The sequence below is a fragment of the Streptomyces sp. CB01580 genome (assembly GCF_001905795.1).
Classification (GTDB): Bacteria; Actinomycetota; Actinomycetes; order Streptomycetales; family Streptomycetaceae; genus Streptomyces.
The window spans coordinates 18,098-37,385 of the sequence record NZ_LIXJ01000041.1; the positions used below are offsets into that span (position 1 = coordinate 18,098).

The window sequence follows — 19,288 nt, forward strand, 5'->3', positions numbered from 1 at the left end:
CCTCAATCCTTACATGAAATCGAGCCTCCACCTGACCCGGGGCGGTTCAAGTTCCGATCACCCAGGTTGGCCAGGATGCCGGGGAGAGCCTTGGTGTCGTGGACGGGGGCCTTGGTGGTGGTGACGTCGGTGATCACGCTGGGTGTGTCCGGGGCGCAGGTCTCGGTGACGTGCGCGAGGAAGCCTTTCCAACGGGTCTCGCCGCGGCGTGCGTAGCGGGCGCTCACGTCGTAGGGCGAGACGATGGCGAGGGCTGAGGGTGGCAGGCCGGCGTCCTCTGGCTCCCGCCACTTCGGCCGGTCCTTGGCGTCGAGGCAGTAGTTCTGCACGAAGATCTGTCGCAGGGCCTGGACCTGTTCGCCGTCGCGGAGGGCGGGCAGATAGCGGTGGACGTAGCGCAGGAGCAGGCGGACATCCTCTCCGGTGTCCTTGATCCGGGTTTTCGGCTTGGAGGGGTTCTTGCCGAGCCGGGCCGCGCGGCCGTAACGCTTGCCCCACTCCTCGTTCACCAGGCCGACCAGCTCGTGCGGTGCCCGTCGGGCCAGTTCTTCGAGGGCGGCGCGCATGGCCTCGGTGACCAGTTCCAGGCGGGTCAGGTCGCGGACCGCGGCCAGGACGTGGGTGGAGTCGGTGCGCTGCCGGCCGCGCTCGCGGACGAGGCCGACGGCCCGGATCTTCTCCAGCGCGAGGTCGAGCAGCCTGTCGGCCCGGCCTTCCTGGGCCAGGCGTTCGCGGAAGTCGGTAAGAACGCTGTGGTGGAAACCGGGGTCCTCCAGTTCCATGCCCAGGGCGTACTTGAAGTCGATGCGGTTGCGGACGGACTCGGCGGCCTGCCGGTCGGACATCTCCAGCAGGAACTGCAAGACCGACACCGTGGCCAGTTGGGCAGGCGACAGTCCCGGCTTGCCATCGCGCGGATACCACTCCTCGAAGTCCTCGTCACTCCACAGACCGTTGAGGTGGTCACGGATGGCCATGGCGGTGGTGCCTTGAGGGTTGCACGCCCGAGCCACGCGCACCGTCAGTTCGGGAACGACACAGCCGGTACGGGAGCGAACGCACATCTCGGGCCTCCGAAGTCGCGGGCCCCAACCGTGCCACCCGCACAGGCCACCAGATCCGTCATTCTCGGGGCGCTCACCACGAACGGGTGAACCCTCATCGCCACACCCGCCACCACAGTCACACCAGCATCACCGGGCACGAACGTTCCGTTCGCCCAACGGTCACCAGGACCGCAGGAGACACCCAGACCGCCGACCAACCCGCCGAGCTGCCATCTGACCAGTAGAAACGCATCGCGCACATGACTCGTCCACCGTGATCAGACACGCTGAATTTCAAGATCCCCGACAGCGTCAGGCACTGAGCAACCTTCGCGAGCGCCGGGCGGTTTCACCGGATGCCGAGGCAGTGCCTTGCCGACGCGCCGACGTATGGGTGAAAGACGACGTGTCGAGTGCCTGAGTGAGGGTGGAGATGACGAATTTGAACACCGTCGTGACGTGGGTGGACGCACGCGAGAGGCTGCCTCGGGACGGTGCACCGGTGGCAGCGGCGATCACGGGCCGGTACCCGGCTGACAGTGCCAATGAGTCCGGTCGCGTGTTGGGTGAGGAGTTCTGGCTGGTGAGGCCGATGTACTTCACGACTCGGCACTGGAGCGAGGAGGACGGGGCGGAACACTGGGACTGCTTCGTCGACTCCGATGGAGTCGTCCGCCTGCCCTACGGCCAGGACAGTGACGAAACCGTGACTCACTGGGCCGAGCTGCCCACCCTGCCAGGCGGGACCACACACCTGGTTCTTGGAGAAGGCGTGCCGTCGGCTCTCCAGAACGCATGGGGCGCTCCTTCAGCCAGGTGATGCCGCGCTTGAACCCGAAGTACTTCGGCGACGGCACCGCGCTGATCGTGCGGAGCGGGACGACGAACCGCAGTCCGTCCACCGACGCCAGCAGACCGTCCTCCAGTACCTGACGATCGGCACCTTGGCGTCGGCGGTGATCAGCGCGGTATTCGCCGCCGCGACACCCACACGCCTAGCTTGACGACCACCGGCGCAGTCTCGCCGTCAACCGCGATCTCCTCAGCGTGACTGCGGGGTACCGGCCGGTGGGCACCCTCCCGCTCTACCCACTGCGTGAGGGCTGCCAGGCCCCGCTGGAATGCTGCTTGTGCCTTGCTTGGGCCGGGTTCTTCTGCCGCTGGAGCCATTTGCCGATGTCGTCGCCCTCGAACAGCACGCCCCGCTGGATGTCGGGTAGGGCGCCGTCGGCGTCGACCAGGTCGGCGAGGACGCGGTAGTGGCGTTGCCAGTCGAGCGGCCAGGGGCAGTTCCAGTCCGGGGCGATCGCCGCGAGCTGCGCTGCGCGTTCCGCTGCTCGCTCCTGGTCCTTGCCCAGGCCGTTCTTCTGGCCCTTGCGGCGGAGGTTGGCCATGTGCTGCCCCACCAGCACAGGGTCCCCGCCAGCAGGGTCATCCCAGACGGCGTCCTGGCGGGGTGCGAGGTGCCCGTTGGCCCGGTGGTAGGACCCGAGCGTGGCGAGTTTGTTCTCCCATGCTTCCTCGCCGGGTTCCCAGACCATCCCGGCCTCGTCGAGCAGCGTCTTGCGGTGGGGGTCGAGTTCACCAGCGCGCAGCGCTCCGCCGCTCCCGCGGGCGGCGACCGCGTGGTTCCGTCCTGCCATCACCGTCAGGAGCTATCCCGGTTGCCGGGCATCGGCGATCCCGGTGCGCGAGACGCTCAGGGTCACGCTGACGGAACGACGGCGTCTGTTGCCCGGCTGTGCAGCCGCGCCCTGTAGTCCCGGCCGCGCCCGGTCCGGCCCCTGTTTTCGGTTCCTGCAGGCGCCTGTTTTGGTCCCTGCTCAGGCCCGTGAGCCCGCTCAGTCGACCGTGCGGGAGCGACTCGGGGGTCGGCGGCTGGCCAGTCCCTCTCGTGCGTCGGTGGGGCCGCGCGCGGGCCGGGTCTGGTGCCCGGCTGTTCCTGAAGCGGAGTCGGAGCGCCAGGGCCGGGGGTGGCGCGTACGGCGGTTTCAGGGCGCCAGGTGCCTGTGTCGTCGGCCCGGACCGACGCCACCCGGAGCGCTCCGGGTGGCCGGGCAGCTTGATCAATCTGGGGCCCGGATCCGCGACATCACCCGGGCCCGTATCGAGCATGATGTGGTTGGCGGTTACGGCAAGGTTGCTGTCGGCGTTGATGGCGGTCTCAACTCCGCCGGACAGGAAGCCTCGTGGCCGGTTCCAGTCGTGCAGTTGCCTCTCGTCGGCGAGGCCGTTGTCCGTGCTGAAGCCGATGGTGCTCACGGGCTGCCGGAAATTTTCTGCCGTGAGGAGCGCCAATCCTTGCCGCTCACCGGTGCGTTGATAGGCGGGTGGGGCAGGATTGGCCCATGCGAAATCGGGGTCGTGCCGGGGGGATCCTGGCGGTGATGTCCAGTGTGGTCGTGTGTCTGTTCGGGTTGTGGTGGTCTATGCGTGAAGTCGGCCAGACGGACGATGCCAACAATATTGCGGGGCTATGGTCTTTCCTGACCGGTCTGGTCAGTGCTGTGGTGGGTGGCTGGGCCTTATGGCTTGCTGTGGTTGCTCTGCGGGGCCAGCGGACACCGTCGGTGATCGCGGAGGAACTCGCGCAGGCTGTGGTGCGGGCCGAGGGGGTGGAGTACCGGCAGCTTCTGGGGAGCGGAGCCGCTGTTCCGGACGGCCGAATCGATCTCGCGTTCACCGCGACTGTCACCAATGTGGACGGTGCCCGGCCGCAGGGAACTCTGGAAGAGATCACCGCCTACTACAAGGCTCTACGGCCGGGACGAATGGTTATCACCGGCACACCCGCGCTCCGGCCGGACGGGCAGGTCAGTGGTGACGCGGGTACGGGTAAAACCGTTCTCGCTCTCGCTCTTCTCCTGGGTCTGGCCAAAGACCGCACCGCACAGGCGCCCGTGCCGGTGCGTCTGATCGCCGCGTCCTGGCCGGGGAACGAAATTCGCGAGTGGGTCCGTACCCACCTCACCGACACCTACCGCCTCCCTGCCCGTGAGGCGTCTTCCATCGTTGCCGCCAACCTCGTCCTCCCAGTTATCGACGGACTGGACGAGATGGAATCCGATCCGGCTCCCGGCTACACCTCACGCGCCTCCCAGCTCTTGCGTGCCATCGAGCGCTTCGAGCACGGCGACACCCACTGCCCCGTCATCCTGACCTGCCGCCAGGCCCCCTACCAAGCACTGGTCGACGCGGGGGCCGAGCCCGGCGTTGTCGCCCAGGTGGCCCTGGCGCGGGTTGATGCGGCCCACGCCGGCCAGTACCTTCGCCAGCGCGTCGGCACCACTGAACGGGGACGGGCCCGCTGGCAGCCCGTCCTCAACGCCCTCACCGCGGTAGCCGCAGCCAGTCCCACCAACCCCGCATCACCCGCCGATGTCGTGCTGGCCGGCACACTGGACACACCCTGGCGCCTGACCCTGGCCGCCACCGTCTTCGAAGAACGCACCCCCAACGGCCAGTACCGGCGCGACCCCGCAGACCTGCTCGCCCTGGCCGCCAACGGGTACCTCTACGAATACCTCCTCGACCGCTACATCGGAGCCGCGGTAACTGCGCCCCGCCACGAGGCTGACAACACCGGCGGATCCGCGCCCCGCAACAGACGTAAGCAGCTTGTCGCCGACACCACCTGGCGCCGCCTGGCGGTCCTGGCCCGCTACCTAGACAGCAACACTGGAACCGGCGGCGAACCTCCGCGCACGGTGGCGGGCCGCACCCTGAGCAGCACCGACCTCATCCTCCACGAACTCTGGCCTCTTGTCGGCCGGTACCGTGTGCGGTGGACCGAACAGATGCTGGTCATCCTGTCCGTCGCGGGCTCCTTGTACTTGATGGTGGGTCTAAAATATAGCCTCGGCGACCTATTCCCTATAGCTCTCTTTATGACCTCCGCACTGATATACCGTCGGGCATGGCCAAATCCACAGCGGATCGACTTCCGCCGTCTGCGGACCCGGGCCGGATGGGGTGCTGCTGCACTCGGCTCCGCGCTTGGCATCATGCTCGGTTTTCTGATTACTTTCGTGATCCTATATGCAGACAGTTCCGGTACCGAGCAATTCGATCCGACCGACCTAGTCGCTACTGCTACCCTCTTCGCAATCCCGTTGGGAGCTGGTTTAGGCTTCGCACTCGGGCTTGTAAGCAAGAAACAGACGACTTCCGCGGGTCCGCTCATCTTGGTTCGCAAAGACTTCACCACAGGAGCCACACTCGCGTCCGTAATCGCACTCTTACTATTCCTAAATGCGAGGTACGGCACACCCGTAGCCAATTTTTTCGCACCGGAAGGAGTTTCGTACACCGCTAGCGATTCGGCTCTAGATGCACTCACTCCCGGGCTTCTCTTAGGCCTCCTCGCTTTTGTTCTCCCGTTCAAAGGCAGTTCGGTGGCCCTGCGGCATCTTGCGTTCCTTCTGAACACCCGCCGGTCCCTGCCCTGGCGGTTGGGACGTTTCCTCAACAGCTGTTATCAGGTAGGCATTTTGCGTGTGGCAGGTACCGCATGGCAGTTCCGCCACCGTGAACTCCAAGACCACCTCGCCACCCGGCCAACCCCTCCACCCCACCCCTGAACTGCCCACATCCCGGGATGTCCTCAAGGGAGGAGAAGGCGTCGACATCACCGGCAAGCGGGGGAGTGTCTACCCTCGCCGTTTCGGTTGAGATGAGGCCGGAAGCGGGGAGGAAATACGAAAGTGCCTTCTGAGCTGGGACGATGAACCTTGTCGAGGGGTTCTGTCGGTCCAAGCGGAAGGCACTTTCTGCGTGCAGGGTATCGGTTCTCGTCCCAAGCTCCACGTCTCCACCGACGGTTCGGGGGTCGTCGGGCACGCGGGCGCACGTCTGCTGGCGGATCTTGCCGATGCCACCGGTCTGACCACCGCCTACTCCACTGCGCTCAGGCCGCTGCGGCCGCGTGGCACCGGGCACGATCCAGGTCGGACCGCCACCGATCTCGCGGTGATGCTCGCCGACGGCGGTGAGGCGATAGCGGATCTGGCCGTTCTGCGGGACCAGCGCGAGGTGTTCGGCCCGGTGGCCTCCACGCCGACGGCTTGGCGGCTGCTGGCCGCCGTCGACGAACGCATACTGGACCGCCTGCGGTCGGCCCGCGCCGCAGCCCGGGAGGTGGCCTGGCTGCAGGCCGCCGAGACCCGCACCGCGATACCCGCAGTGAAGGCCGGCGGACGCGAACTGCCCGGCCTGGTCCTGGACCTCGACGCCACGCTGGTCACCTGCCACTCCGAGAAAGACCAGGCCGCACCCACCTACAAAGGCGGCTTCGGGTTCCACCCGTTGCTGTGTTTCCTGGCCAACACCGGCGAGGCGATGTCCGGCCGGCTGCGGCCCGGCAACTCCGGAGCCAACACCGCCGCCGACCACATCGCGGTGCTGGACGACGCCCTCGCACAGATCCCCGACGCTCACCGGTACGGCACCCAGATCCTGGTCCGCGCTGACAGCGCCGGATCCGCGAAAGCCTTCCTCACCCACATCCGGACCTTGCGCGAGCACGGGTTGAACCTGCGGTTCTCGGTCGGATACGCCATCACCGAGCCAGTCCGTCGCGCAATCCGCTCACTGCCCGAAGCTCTCTGGCATCCCGCCCTGGACGCCGACGGGACCCTGCGTGAGTCCGCCGAGGTCGCCGAGCTGACCGGCATGGTCGACCTGAACGACTACCCGGCCGGCACCCGCATCATCGTGCGCCGCGAACGCCCGCACCCCGGCGCCCAGCTCTCCTTGTTCGACAGTGACGAGGGCCTGCGGCACCAGGTCTTCCTCACCGATACCCCGTACTCCGGCGGCGGCTCGGCCCAGTTCCTGGAGGTCCGCCACCGTGGACACGCCACCGTCGAGGACCACATCCGGTGCGGCAAGACCACCGGCTTCGGACGCTTCCCATCCCGCCTGTTCTCTGTCAACGCCGCCTGGCTCGAGCTCAGCCTCGCGGCCATCGACCTTCTGGCCTGGACCCGCGTCCTGCTGCTGGACGGCGAGCTGGCTACCGCCGAACCCAAGAAGCTCCGCTACCGGATCCTGCACGTCGCTGCCCGTCTCACCCGCGGCGGCCGTCGCCTCCACCTGCGGATCTCCGCGACCTGGCCCTGGAGACACGAACTGGCCACGGCATTCCACCGCCTTGCCGCACTGCCCCGACCAGTTGACTGACCTGCGGCCCCCCGCCCGCCCACGATCCGAAGGACCCGGAGAACCCGACCATTGCGCCGGGACTCCACCATGCCCAGGCAACAGAATCGCCTCGACCACCCAACAGTTGGTGATCAACGCAGCCGCCTCAGCCCAACCGAAACGGCGAGGTCAGTGCTCGTTGGTATGTGGTGATTCCCAGCGGGCGTGGGAGCCTTCCCTGCCGGCGATGCCGGCGCGGCCCGGCGCCGCCGGTGCGGTGATCCGGTCGCCGGGGCGGAGGTGCGGTCCTGTCGGTGCGGAACGGCCGCAGCACAGCACGCGACCGCGTAGAACTCCTCGAGGTCGCCAGACTCCGGAGGCTCCCGCGGAGTTCCGTGCGGGCGTCGTGTCAGTCGCTGGGCGGCGGGCGGGAGGAGTTCGAATCTCCCGGCGGGCCGTCGCTCCCGCCGTTGCCGCTCGTCCCGCTGATCACTACACACAGAACTGCGAAGATGGCGGCTCCCGCGGCGGCCTTCCGGCCCTGGCCGACTGCAGACGCTCCGGGCGCCCCGCCCGCTTCACCCCGGTGCAGGTCGCCGAGGCCAAGGCCCTGGCCTGCCAGTTACCAGCCGAGACCGGCGCCCCGCTGTCGCGCTGGTCGTGTCCCGAACTGGCCGCTGAACTCACGGCGCGCGGCGTCACCGGCCCGGTCTCGGCATCGACCGTGGGCCGCTGGTTGCGCCAGGAAATGATCAAGCCCTGGCAGCACCAGTCCTGGATTTTCATCCGCGACCCGGACTTCCGCGCCAAGGCCCAGCGCGTCCTGGACCTGTACGCCCGCACCTTCGAGGATGTTCCGCTGGGCGCGGACGAGTACGTCGTCAGCGCCGACGAGAAGACCTCCATCCAGGCCCGGTGCCGCTGCCACCCCACGCTGGCCCCCGGAGCAGCCCGCGCCATGCGGGTGAACCACACCTACGGGCGCGGCGGCGCGCTTGCCTACCTGGCTGCCTACGACGTCCACCACGCGAAGGTGTTCGGCCACACCGAGGCACGCACCGGCATCGACCCGTTCATGGCCCTTGTCACCCAGGTCATGACCCAGGAGCCCTATGCCAGCGCGAAACGGGTGTTCTGGATCGTCGACAATGGCTCCTCCCACCGCGGCAAGAAGGCCGCCGACCGGCTGGCCGTGGCATTCCCCACCGTAGTCCTGGTGCACACCCCGGTCCACGCCTCCTGGCTGAACCAGGTGGAGATCTACTTCTCTGTGGTGCAGCGCAAGGTCGTCTCGCCCAACGACTTCACCAACCTGACCCAGGTCAGGGACCGGCTTCGAGGCTTCGAAGACCGCTACAACGCCACAGCACAGCCGTTCCAGTGGAGATTCAGGAGTCCGTGGAGAAGTCGGCGGTCACGCCGGTGCCGCCCGCGTCGGATGTCGCGATGCTCGTGGACCGGGCCCGATCCGAGGGGCTGCAGCTGACCGGCGAGGGCGGCCTGTTGCAGATGCTGACCAAGCGGGTGCTGGAGTCCGCCCTGGAGGGCGAGATCACCGATCACCTCGGGTACGAGAAGCACGACACCGAGGGCCGTAACAGCGGCAACAGCAGGAACGGAACCCGGGCGAAGACCGTGTTGACCGATGTCGGCCCGGTCGAGGTGAAGGTCCCCCGGGACGTGGCCGGCACGTTCGAGCCGCAGATCGTCAAGAAGCGGCAGCGGCGCCTGACCGGCGTGGACGAGATGGTGCTGTCGCTGTCCGTGAAGGGGCTCACGCACGGGGAGATCTCCGCGCACCTGGCCGAGGTGTACGGCGCGGAGATCTCCAAACAGACCATCTCGACGACCTGACAGTGAGCGCCGTGGCGGCCGCCTCCGTCACAGGCGAAGGACGACCAGGGCGGTGTCGTCGGAGCCGCCGACAGGTGGGGACAGGTCGGCCAGGAGTGTGTCGGCGAGCGTGTCGGGGTCGGTGCCCTGGTGGCGGACGAGAGAGGCGGCAAGCCGGGTCAGGCCGACATCGATGTCCTCATGGCGGCGTTCGATCAGCCCGTCGGTATACAGCACAAGGGTGGCCCCCTCGGTGAACACGGCCTCCGCCTGGGGGCGGCGGGGGGTGTGCTCGGGGCGGGCGCCGAGCGGGGGGTCGGTGGCCTGGTCGAGGAAGTCCACGGTGCCATCGGAGTACAGCAGGGCCGGTGGAGGATGGCCGGCGTTGCTGTAGGCGATGGTGCGGTTGGTGGCGTCGACGACACACAGAACCGCGGTGGCCGACTCCGCACCGTCGACCGATCGGGCGTACAGACCGAGAGTGTCCAGGGCCTGGGCCGGGCCGTCGGTGACGAGGGAAGCCGCGGTGAGGGCGCTGCGCAGCTGGCCCATGACGCCGGCGGCGGCCAGCCCCTGGCCGACGACGTCGCCGACGGCCACCGCGATACGGCCGTCAGGCAGCTCGACGAGTTCGTACCAGTCCCCGCACACGTTCAGCACCCCAGCCCCGGGGCGGTAGCGCACCGCGGCGCGGTGATGCCTCAAAGGCCCAGGGGCGGGCAGCATCGCCCCCTGCAGGCTCAGGGCGACCTCGCGTTCGCGGGCGTGCGCCTCACGCAGCCGCTCGTTGACCTCCTGCAGCTCCCGGGCCCGGGTGTACAGCTCGGCTTCCAGCACGGTCGCCCGGTCTTTGCCGCCTCGGCTACGGACGAGCTCGGTGATGTCCTCCTCCCGGTGCAGCAGCAGCGCCACCCGCCCGTCCGGGCCGAAGACGGGGACGTTGACCGGACTCCAGTACCGCTCCTCCCACACCCCGGGCCGGTCCGGGTACTCCACGTCATAGCGGTGAAGCGTCATGGCATCGCGCTGCCCGGTGGCAGCCACCCACCGCAGCGATGCCTGCAGCTTGCGCATACCGGTCACCGCGGGGTCCCTGGGGTCGTCGGGAAAGGCGTCAGACAGATAGCGGCCCACCACCTGATCACGGCTACGTCCCATGCCGCTCAGGAACGCCTCGTTGACGTCGACGTACACCAGGTCCGTGGTGAACAGGGCCACCGCGCTCGGCAGCGCCTGGAAGACCGCCTCGTAGTCGATCCTGTGCGTGTTCACGATGCCACCTGTCAGCGACGCTGTACCGATCACGTGCCCTGTCACGATATGTACCAGCGTGCCTCCAGAGAGGGCGGCACACCTGTGTCACAGACATCTACGACCCGTCCGGACACGGACCAGCCGACCTCGCCAAACCCCTCCGTTCGAATTCTGAGCTGGGCAAACACCGAAACACCACGAGTCGCCATGTCATGAACGACTCAGAAACAGCTGAAAGCCCTGCCCGCCCACCGCCGCGTCGCCGGTGGGGGCTGACCAGCGTGGATTCCTGGGGGTGGACGACCGACCCGCTCCAGCGGGCCAGGTCGTCCACCCCAGGCGCTCTACGTGCAAGGACGCGGCCAGCTACGGCGGGAACTGGCGGGCGCCCTGCGCAGCGGACGCGCCCGGCGCAGGCCACACCGCCAGGCCAACTGCCGCCAGCCCCGTTTCACCGATCCCATGGTCGTGATCAGTGAACGGCCCGCCGAAGCGGACAACCGGGCCGTGCCCGGCCACTGGGAGGGCGACCTGATCATCGGTAAGGACGGCGGCTCGGCGATCGGCACCCTCGTCGAACGCAGCACCCGCTACGTGATGCTTCTACACCTGCCTGACGACCACACCGCAGCCAGCGTCCGCGATGCCCTGACGGAGACCGCGCAGAGGCTCCCGCAGCACCTGAAACGGTCCCTGACCTGGGACCAGGGCGCAGAGATGGCCGCCCACCGCAGCTTCACCCTCGCCACGGACATCCCTGTCTACTTCTGCGACCCGGCCAGCCCCTGGCAGCGCGGCTCGAACGAAAACACCAACGGCCTGCTCCGCCAGTACTTCCCCAAGGGCACAGACCTGTCCGTCCACACCCGCCAGCACCTCGACGCCGTCGCCGCCCAGCTCAACAGCCGACCATGCAAAACGCTCGACTGGGAAACCCCAGCCGAGCGCCTGCATAAACTACTCACGGCCTGATCAACACGACCACGTGTTGCGACGATCCCTAGAATCCGCCGGCCGGGGAGCGGGGCTTCATGGTGAGCAGGTGTCAGGGTGCCGAGGTCGCGGGTGTTCCTGTGTCAGGGTTGGGGATGCCAGCGGCGGTCACCGCGGCGGCCGGGTGCCGCAGGACGGTGACCGGGACGGCGCCGGGATCGGTGCTGGGACTGGTGAAGAGGTGGTGTTCTAACCCTGCACTATTCAGTCGGGCCAGCAGGCGCCGCTCGATGTCGCGCACTTGGACCGGAGGCGCGCGCGTCCTGTCGGTACGCACGATGCCTCGGGCTGCATGAGCCTCACGCGCCCACGCGCTCGGCACGTTCCGGGGGGCGAGGGCCGGGCGACGGCGGACTGAGGGCTGCGGCCTGGGGCTCAGGTCGCGGTCGACGAGGTTACGAACCCTCCGTGAACGCGATGGCGTGGTCAACGGCCCACTGGCGAAACGTTCGCGGCGCCGTCCCGAGAATGTCGGCCACCGCAGTGGTGATGTACGCGGGCTGTCCGATGGCCGCACGCCACGCGGCGAGCAGCATGTCGACGGCCGAGCTGGGCACCGTACCCTCCCACAGGCTTCGGAACTCGTCTGGCGTTATCTCCTCGAATGCGATCCGGCGCCCCAGGACGTCACCGATGGCGTCCAGCTGCGCGGCTTGGGTCAGTGATTCGGGGCCGGTAAGGACGTAGTCGCCTCCGACGTATCCGTCCTGATAGAGCGTCCGCGCCGCGACGGCTGCGATGGCGCGGTCGTCGACCGGTGCCGACTCGGCAGCGCTGTAAGGCCACCGGACGACTTCGCCGGCCCGGATCGCGGGCGCCCACCAGGCCAGCGAGTTCGACGCGAACATCCCCGGCCGGATGATCGTCGACTCGAGTCCGGTGGCCGCGATGAGCCGCTCGATGTCGGCGTGCAGCACCGCCATGGGATTGGGCTGCTGGAAGAGGGGGTGCGGCGTCTGATGCGGGGAGGAGAGGAAGACGACCCGCCGCACGTGGGCTGCCAGCCGCTCGACGACTGCCGCGGCGGTCTGAGGTGGGGCGGTCCAGACGAGGAAGACCGCACCGGCGCCACTCAACGCCGGATCGAGCGACTCGGGCACAGTGAGGTCACCGGCGAAGACCTCGACCTTCGCCGGCAGCAACGCCGCCGCCTCAGAGCGACGGGTGAGGGCACGGACCGGCACGCCCGCGTCGAGGAGTTGGTCGATGACGACGCGGCCGACCCGGCCCGTCGCCCCAGTGACGAGCACGGGGGGAATGTCTATCTGATTCATGCCGCCATGAAAACGTTACCTGGTTAAAAAAGCAACTCAGTCATAAATGTCTTACGGTGATCAGATGAGCGAGTTGACGGGACTGCGAGCCCGCAAGAAGGAGCGGACGCGCGACGCCATTGGAGACGCAGCCGTCTCGCTGTTCTTGGAGCGCGGCTTCGACCGCATCTCGGTCAACGACATCGCCGCGGCAGCCGAGATCTCCAAGCCGACTCTCTTCCGGTACTTCCCCACCAAGGAAGACCTGGTGCTGCACCGGTTTGCGGACCACCAGGGCGAGGCAGCACGCGTCGTACGTGACCGTAAGTCCGGCATCAAGCCGGTGACGGCGCTGCACCGGCACTTCCGGGCCGGCCTCGATCGGCACGACCCCGTCACCGGCCTCAGTAATCATCCCGAAAGGGCGCGTTGCAGCAGGGGGCGGTGCGCGGGGTAAAGGGTGCGTCCGGCTGCGGTGATCGCGGCATCGAGCTGGTCGAGGGAGCCGGCCGGCCACCAGGTGGCGTCCAGGGCGTCGTCGGCGGCGATGGCGGTCACGGTGGCGGGCAGTAATGGTGACGTCGGGTATTGGAACTGTCCGAATGGGTGTTGTTCGCTGCCCATGTGGTGAGAGGGCTGGGTCCCCTCGTGGCGGCGGAAAGTCGGTCGCTTCTTGCCTACGAGTGCGTGAGAATCCGACGTCATGACGATCTTGGCGTGTGATCTTCTGCTGGAGCGGTTCCGGTGGGTCGGTGGCCACGCGGATATGTGGCCGCTCTTTCGGGATGGCGATGCTTTCCGCGTGGTTGTGCGGGCGCTGGTGGCTCCGTTCCGTGACGCGGGGGTGACGGGGGTGTGCGGGATCGAGTCGCGAGGGTTCCTGCTCGGAGGGGCAGCGGCGCTGGAGCTCGGCGTGGGTTTCATCGCCGTGCGGAAGGCAGCTGGGATGTTTCCCGGCGAGAAGCTCGTCCGGGAAACAGAGCCGGACTATCGGGGGATCCGGCACTCGCTGCGGATCCAGCGGGCGTCACTGGGGCCAGTCGACCGGGTTCTGTTCGTGGATGACTGGATCGAGACTGGAAACCAGGCTCTGGCCGTTCGGGATCTGGTGAGCAGTGCGGGTGCGGAGTTGGCTGGATGCGCCGTGGTGGTCGACCAGATGCAGTCGAACTCCAAGGAGACGCTGGGACGTTTTCATGCGCTCGTGACCAGCGAAGAGCTTCCGGAGGCTTGATCGCGTTGTGCTTTGGCTCTCATCGACTGCGTCGGCTGACTTCGGCGGCGTAGGTGGCCCAGTCGCCGGCGGAGAGCCGTTGCCAGGCGACAGCGACATCGGTGTGGATGCCCAGGGTGCGGGCGAGGATCGCGGCGGGGATCTCGGTGGCGAGCTGGAAGAGCGCGGTGCTGCGGGCCTGGTTGGGCCGGATCCCGAGCTGGTTGAGGCGTTGTGTCAGCTGAGTGGTGCTGATCGGCCGTCCGGGCTGGCCACCGGGGAAGAGCCATGGAGACGGCGCCAGAGCGCCGATGGTCGCGTGGTCCTTGCGGTTCGCGGCAACCGCGCGGGCCAGCGCGGCGACGGGCTCGGGCAGCCGGACCGGGGCATCGCCGAGGTGGAGATGTACTTCCCGAGCGCCGACCTCAATGTCCTCGATGGTCAACCGGTGGATTGCCGACGGCCCTTGGGCATAGAGGAGGAGAAGCAGCCCGGCGAGGCGGTCTTCGGGCTTGAGAGTGTCGTCGTGCAGGAGTCGGCGTGCGACGTCCCAGCGCTGCTCGGCGTCGAGTGGCTGGGTGGGGCCGTTCCAGCGGACGGCGGGGACGTGGACGGTGGTGAGCTTGTTGGTGCGGGCCCACCGGATGAAGTGCCCGGCCGTGTGGCGGTAGGTGGCGGAGTCGTCGGTGAGCCAGCGGTCGAGGTCGGCTTGCCGGCAGGTCTCCAGGGTGAGGTCGTGGGTCGCCAGCCAGTTCAGGAAGGCGACGGCCGCGTGGGTGCGTTGCCGTGCGGAGCTGAACTGCTGCGGGGTGACGGGGCTGCCGTTGTTGCGTCGGCGGAGTCGCCGGAGCAGGTGCCAGATCGCGTACCGGTGCAGAACTTTGCGCTGTTCGGTGTCCTGCTGGAATGCGAGGAGGCCGGTGAGAAAGCGTTCGAGGCGGACCATGTACTCGTCCCGCTCGGGCAGGGCCCCGACGCCGACGAGGACTTGGCGGAGGTGGGCGAGGGGCGGGCTGTCGGGCAGCTCGTCGAGGGCCTCGTGAGTCAGCGCTCTTCTGCCGGCCGCGAGGTCGGCCAGGACCGGAGACACGGACGGCTTGTTCAGCCACCGCTTGGCGGTGAGGGGGTGCTCGGTGGTGGCGATGTCGTTCCGCAGGGCTTCGAGACCGGGGTGGAGGGCATCGGACGGAGGGCCCAGGAGCTCGTTGAGGCGCCGGTTGATGAGACAACGAGCGCACTGGCCGGGGTGCGGGTAGTCGGGATCGCTGCAGGTGGGGCAGGTGTGCCAGACCTCAGGGACGGTGCAATCCAGGCAAAGGGGCTGGTCGAGAGTGCCGGAGACGACCGCTGCGACGCCGCCGCAGGCCGAGCACGGCGCCGAGCGGCGCTGACAGTCCAGGCACCACGGCCGACCCGTGGTGCGGGAGATCCCGCAGGGTTTCTTCTCGCCGCAGATACTGCAAGTCGCGGTGGGCAAGGCGGGGCAGCTTTGGCAGAGCGGGCCGACCGGCGTGCGGGTGTCCACAACCTTGCGCCGGCCGCAGTTGATGCAGGTCTCCAGGTTCGCCGGGTCGCTGACCAGGCAGTTCGGACACACTGGCCGACCTTGCTCGTCGCGGGTGGCGGGCTCTCGGCGGGCTCCGCATCCCGAGCACTCCTCGATGCGGGAGTGGGAGATACACATGCGGCAGACCCGCTGTCCGTTCAGAGGCTTGTCGATGCGTACGACTCTGTGGCAGACGGGGCAGGACGGCCGGACGATCCCGGCGATGCCGGACTCGTGCAGCAGGTCGATCAGCTTGAGGATCGCGGGGTGGGGTGCGAGATGACCGTCCCCGGTCAGCAGAGCTGGGTGGGATTCCAGGGCCCAGGCGAGTTTCCGCTGGTAGGAGGGACCAGGTGCCGATCGACGGACCGCGTCGGAGACCGTCTCCCGTTCGGCCTGCGGGTCCAGTTCAGCGATCAGAGCGCCGACCACTGCGACGGGGTCACGCCCGTCAGTGTCCGGGCACTTGCCGCATCGTGGCCGCCCGGCCCGGTCGCGTGTAGCGACCTGGCGGGTGTTTCCGCAGGCAGCACACGGCTGGGGCTGCGGCCGCCCGCAGTTCCAGCAGTACCAGTCCTGGCCGCGGCGCTGGAGGGTTCGCATCGGCCTGCCGCATGCGGTGCAACACGGCGGCGAGACCGTCTGGGCCCCAGCCGCACGCAGGGCGATGAGCAGGTCGCCGACGGCTCTGGGCGCCGGCGAGCGGCCGTCGGTCAGCACCCGGGGATGCTCAGCGAGATGTGCCGCGAGGCGACGTGACTTCGAGCGGCCGCCCGCGACGCCGGCGACCACGGCGCGGATCCGGCCAGGCTCCAGCTGCCGTTCGACGGCCACGACCAGGTCCACGATGAGTCCGATCGGGTCGGTGACGGCCCGATCGGGGTGCCCGGGTATGGTCATGGCCGCTCGAGACCGCGGATGCGAGCTCGTTTGGGTCGCAGGTCACCGACGCCTGCCTCAGCGCCAACGGCCTTCTTTGTCCGGGTAGTTGATCCGGCACCCGCTGCGACGGCGGGCTCGATGAGGTCGTCCATGGTGCAGTCGAGGATGTCGAGGAGGGCCATGAGGATTTTCAGGCTGAGCCGCTCGGGGCGCTCGACGACGAGCCGGTAGACCTGGCTGGAGGACAGGGTGATGCCGCGTTCGTCCAGCAGCGGGATGAGGTCGGTGGTGGAGAACAGGCCGCGGTCGGCCATGACCTTGCGCAGGTGCCAGTGGTAGTCGAGCTTGGCGGCCATCAGCGGTCCTTGTCTGCGGAGGTCGGGGCGAGCGCGGGAGCGAGTGCCTTGTGGAGCATGGTGTTCATGAAGTCGTCGCTGACGTGGGTGTAGATGGCGGTGGAGCTGTCATTCTCGTGACCGACTTGCTGCTGCAGAAACCGCCGGTCGACCCCGTCCTCCGTGAGATGGGTGACGTAGGAGTGGCGAGCGGAATGGACGGTCAGCTCCTTCGGGAGCTTCAGGGCGTCACGGTAGGCAACGAACCGGGCGTTGATCTCCGCCGGCTTGACCCGGCCTCCCCGCTCGGTCACCCACAACGCCGGGTGGTCCCCGCAGCCGAACCGCGGCCGGACGTTCTCCACGTAATCGGCGACCGCCTCCACCGCCCAGTCCATCACCGACAGCACGTTCCTCCGCCGCGGCGGCTGGCCCTTCTTCGCCTTGCCGTAACGGACGTTGAGCGTGCCGTACCGGCCGAACTGCGGCGCCTTCGCATTCCGCCCGAAGTCGACCACATCCAGCTTCGACGTCTCCGTGCGGCGCAGCCCCCACCCGTAGATGACCTTGAAGAGGGTGGCGTCGCGGTAGGCGGCGAGGGCTCCCTTGCGCTTGGCCCGGACCGCCCGTTCGACCTGGTCATCGGCGTAGTCGAGGAAGCGCTGAATCTCCTCGCGGATGAACGGCCTCGCCTCGGGACGACCCTCGTAGTCGTTGAGGTGGGCGATGGTGTTCCACTCGTGGCAGATGGCCACCGGGTGAGTGCCGAAGGCGTCCTCGCAGGCCACCACCCAGCCGTAACGGCCGTCGATCAGGAACTCGCTGAACAGGCGCAGGCTGCCCTGGTAGCTGCGGATCGTGGACGGCGCGAGGTGCTTCTCGCTGGTCAACCACAGTGACCATTCGTCCACGTGGCCGGGTGTCCAGGCCCACGGGTATTCGTTGGTGTGCTCCAGAAACCGGCGTATGAGCCGTTCCCGGCCGGTGACCGTGTCGTCGCGGAGCCCGCGGGCGGCCTGCTGAGCCCGCCAGCCCCGCAGCATCGCCTCGACCATCGCGTCCTGCGGACGCAACTGGACCACACCGGAGACCAGCTCCAGATGAGCCGCCCCAGCCAGGTCGGCACGTCGCTGAAGACCCACTTCCGCCCTCCCCTCCAGAGGGCAAATCCTGCATCAGATGGGATCTGATCGCCAAACTCCCAGCTCAGGCCGCCAGGTTGTAAGAGGATGAAGCCCTCGCCGGACGCTGTCCTGACCTCGTGACCTGCGGTTTCTCGCCCGTCTGATGCAATTCCTGAGGGTTCTGGTAGAGCGCGCTGGTGGACGCGACCCAGGCGTGATCGGAGTTGCTGTTCAACAGGGCTTGACGTACAGCTCAGGGGCCAAACGCAACGGTGTTGACCGCCTGTCTCATTCGTGATCAACGACAGCCTCCGCGTACGCGGCGCATGAGGACCGGAAGCGCGACGGTGCATCCACGCACGACCGACCAGGTAGACGGGGCGCACTGGGAGTTCGACGACACTGCGGACGGTGCCCTCCGCTTCGACCACCATGTCGATGGCCATGAGGACCGTTATGACCCGTCTCCGTCCGAGGGACCGGGCATCGCGCTCTCGTGGCGTCGGCCGGTCCGCGGGTACGCATCGTCGCGCACGTGTCCCGGCCGGATGACCCGGCTGCCCGCGGCGGCGAGGGTGCGGGCCAGTTCCTCGGGCGGCCGTTGATCGGTGATCAGTCCGTCGATGTGCTCCAGGGGTGCCACCCGGTAGGGAGCGATGCGCTGGAACTTGGAGCCGTCGGCGAGTACGTAGTTGACCGCGGAGTTCTGCATGATGACGCGCCGGACGTGACATTCGTCGAGGTGGAAGTCGGTCAGACCGGCCTCGTCGTGGACGCCGCCGGAGCCGAGGAACGCCACATCAGCGTAGACGTCCTCGAAGAAGCGCTGGGTCACGGGTCCGGAGAGGGCGAGGTCGCCCCGGCGCATGCGTCCGGCGCTGAGGTGGACCTCGATGCCGGTGGCCTCGGCCAGTTCGTTGACCACCGGCACCGAACAGGTCAGCACCACACCGGTGAAGTTCTTCGCGAGGGCGCGCGCGACGTGCATCGCCGTGGTGCCGACGTCGATCACGACCGTCTGCCCCGGCCGGACCAGTTCGGCAGCGAGGGCGCTGATGACCGCTTTCGCCTCCCCGGCGGCGGAGTTGCGTTCTCTGAACGGGGGCTCGTCACTGAGGTGATCGGTGCGCGTGGCGCCGCCGCGGACCCGCACCAACAGGCCCTTGGACTCCAGCTCGGCGAAGTCGCGGCGGATGGTTTCGGTGGAGACGTCCAACGTGTCCGCCAATTCGGCGGTCGACACTACGCGACCTTCCTGGATCGCCTGCGAGATCAGGGCATGCCGTTCGGCTGCAAGCATATTCAGACCGCCCCTATGGCCAGATGTGGTTTTCTGTGGAGAAGTATGTTCTCGGCCTCCGGGTCGGTCAAGGTGGTTCACTTCGACCGCACCCCAGGGGCTCCGTCGCACGTCGTCCGATCTTCGGGTAACAGCCGCTGGGCTGGCCTTTCTTCGTGGAATCCAGAGGTGGCGGAGAGAGTAGACGTGGAAGGTCCGGCGGGCAAGCTCTTGTCAAGTGCCACAGGGGCGGTCACTATGACTTCACCCAACCCACAGAAAACCACGATTGCAGTCAGAAGCGGTCTTCTTCTGGCTCGCGGCACGCGCACTCCGAACGACCTGGGCTGTCCGGGCACGAGACGCTTCCACCTTCACGGCTGTGGCGC

At 68.0% G+C, this 19,288-nt stretch carries 13 protein-coding genes and 5 pseudogenes; 9 read left to right on the plus strand and 9 right to left on the minus strand.

What is annotated here, in order from left to right:
* Positions 1–2: 2 nt before the first annotated feature.
* The gene (locus tag AMK22_RS34390; RefSeq protein ID WP_158072119.1) at positions 3–977 is read right to left on the minus strand and encodes a transposase; all 975 of its coding nucleotides are present in this window, start codon (positions 975–977) and stop codon (positions 3–5) included.
* 502 nt (positions 978–1,479) lie between these two features.
* Between AMK22_RS34390 and AMK22_RS39290 the strand changes: the two genes are divergently transcribed.
* Complete coding sequence (locus tag AMK22_RS39290) at positions 1,480–1,866, plus strand: AQJ64_40280 family protein (protein WP_073791438.1); 387 nt, start codon at positions 1,480–1,482, stop codon at positions 1,864–1,866.
* Here AMK22_RS39290 and AMK22_RS39295 read toward each other — a convergent pair.
* Positions 1,859–2,028: pseudogene (locus AMK22_RS39295) on the minus strand (Tn3 family transposase); the annotation flags it as partial. The gene AMK22_RS39290 and the pseudogene AMK22_RS39295 sit on opposite strands and share 8 nt — an antisense overlap.
* A pseudogene (locus AMK22_RS34400) lies at positions 2,007–2,644 on the minus strand (helicase associated domain-containing protein); the annotation flags it as partial. The pseudogenes AMK22_RS34400 and AMK22_RS39295, both read right to left, overlap by 22 nt.
* Positions 2,645–3,095: 451 nt before the next feature.
* Between AMK22_RS34400 and AMK22_RS40310 the strand changes: the two are divergent.
* From AMK22_RS40310 to AMK22_RS34420, 5 genes and pseudogenes are all read left to right on the plus strand, one after another.
* Complete coding sequence (locus AMK22_RS40310) at positions 3,096–3,434, plus strand: hypothetical protein (RefSeq protein WP_199883400.1); 339 nt, start codon at positions 3,096–3,098, stop codon at positions 3,432–3,434.
* Positions 3,434–5,626 carry an NACHT domain-containing protein gene (locus AMK22_RS34405; protein ID WP_158072120.1) on the plus strand — a complete coding sequence of 731 codons (2,193 nt, stop codon included), beginning with the start codon at positions 3,434–3,436 and terminating at the stop codon, positions 5,624–5,626. The genes AMK22_RS40310 and AMK22_RS34405 overlap by 1 nt, the downstream gene beginning before the upstream one ends.
* A 193-nt stretch (positions 5,627–5,819) precedes the next feature.
* Positions 5,820–7,226, plus strand: coding sequence for an IS1380 family transposase (locus AMK22_RS34410; protein ID WP_073791402.1), 1,407 nt, complete (start codon positions 5,820–5,822; stop codon positions 7,224–7,226).
* A 208-nt stretch (positions 7,227–7,434) separates the two neighbouring features.
* Positions 7,435–8,673, plus strand: a complete 1,239-nt coding sequence (locus AMK22_RS41560) for an IS630 family transposase (RefSeq protein WP_242434286.1) — start codon at positions 7,435–7,437, stop codon at positions 8,671–8,673.
* Positions 8,634–9,032, plus strand: a pseudogene (locus AMK22_RS34420) (transposase); the annotation flags it as partial. The gene AMK22_RS41560 and the pseudogene AMK22_RS34420, both read left to right, overlap by 40 nt.
* A 36-nt stretch (positions 9,033–9,068) precedes the next feature.
* On the opposite strand, the gene AMK22_RS34425 reads toward AMK22_RS34420, so the two are convergent.
* Positions 9,069–10,295: a PP2C family protein-serine/threonine phosphatase gene (locus tag AMK22_RS34425; protein WP_073791440.1), complete on the minus strand. Its 1,227-nt coding sequence runs from the start codon at positions 10,293–10,295 to the stop codon at positions 9,069–9,071.
* 315 nt (positions 10,296–10,610) lie between these two features.
* Here AMK22_RS34425 and AMK22_RS34430 point away from each other — a divergent pair.
* Positions 10,611–11,246 (plus strand): annotated as a pseudogene (locus AMK22_RS34430) (IS30 family transposase); the annotation flags it as partial.
* Between the two features lie 416 nt (positions 11,247–11,662).
* On the opposite strand, the gene AMK22_RS34440 reads toward AMK22_RS34430, so the two are convergent.
* A complete protein-coding gene (locus AMK22_RS34440) occupies positions 11,663–12,541 on the minus strand; it encodes an SDR family oxidoreductase (protein WP_073791407.1) in 879 nt (292 codons plus the stop codon).
* A gap of 64 nt (positions 12,542–12,605) precedes the next feature.
* On the opposite strand from AMK22_RS34440, the pseudogene AMK22_RS34445 reads away from it, so the two are divergent.
* Both AMK22_RS34445 and AMK22_RS34455 read left to right on the plus strand, forming a co-directional pair.
* A pseudogene (locus AMK22_RS34445) lies at positions 12,606–12,941 on the plus strand (TetR/AcrR family transcriptional regulator); the annotation flags it as partial.
* 282 nt (positions 12,942–13,223) lie between these two features.
* Positions 13,224–13,754: a phosphoribosyltransferase family protein gene (locus tag AMK22_RS34455; RefSeq protein WP_073791408.1), complete on the plus strand. Its 531-nt coding sequence runs from the start codon at positions 13,224–13,226 to the stop codon at positions 13,752–13,754.
* 19 nt (positions 13,755–13,773) lie between these two features.
* Here the strand turns inward: AMK22_RS34455 and AMK22_RS34460 are convergent, their stop codons facing one another.
* The 4 genes from AMK22_RS34460 to AMK22_RS34475 all read right to left on the minus strand — a co-directional run bounded on the left by AMK22_RS34460 (position 13,774) and on the right by AMK22_RS34475 (position 18,920).
* On the minus strand, positions 13,774–16,179 hold the full coding sequence (locus AMK22_RS34460) for a hypothetical protein (RefSeq protein WP_073791410.1): 2,406 nt from the start codon (positions 16,177–16,179) through the stop codon (positions 13,774–13,776).
* Positions 16,176–16,517 carry a helix-turn-helix domain-containing protein gene (locus AMK22_RS34465; RefSeq protein ID WP_199883394.1) on the minus strand — a complete coding sequence of 114 codons (342 nt, stop codon included), beginning with the start codon at positions 16,515–16,517 and terminating at the stop codon, positions 16,176–16,178. Before AMK22_RS34465 ends, AMK22_RS34460 begins: the two co-directional genes overlap by 4 nt.
* Positions 16,517–17,638, minus strand: a complete 1,122-nt coding sequence (locus AMK22_RS34470; protein ID WP_073791413.1) for a tyrosine-type recombinase/integrase — start codon at positions 17,636–17,638, stop codon at positions 16,517–16,519. Before AMK22_RS34470 ends, AMK22_RS34465 begins: the two co-directional genes overlap by 1 nt.
* A 436-nt stretch (positions 17,639–18,074) precedes the next feature.
* A complete protein-coding gene (locus tag AMK22_RS34475; RefSeq protein WP_073791415.1) occupies positions 18,075–18,920 on the minus strand; it encodes a DeoR/GlpR family DNA-binding transcription regulator in 846 nt (281 codons plus the stop codon).
* Between the last annotated feature and the right edge of the window lie 368 nt (positions 18,921–19,288).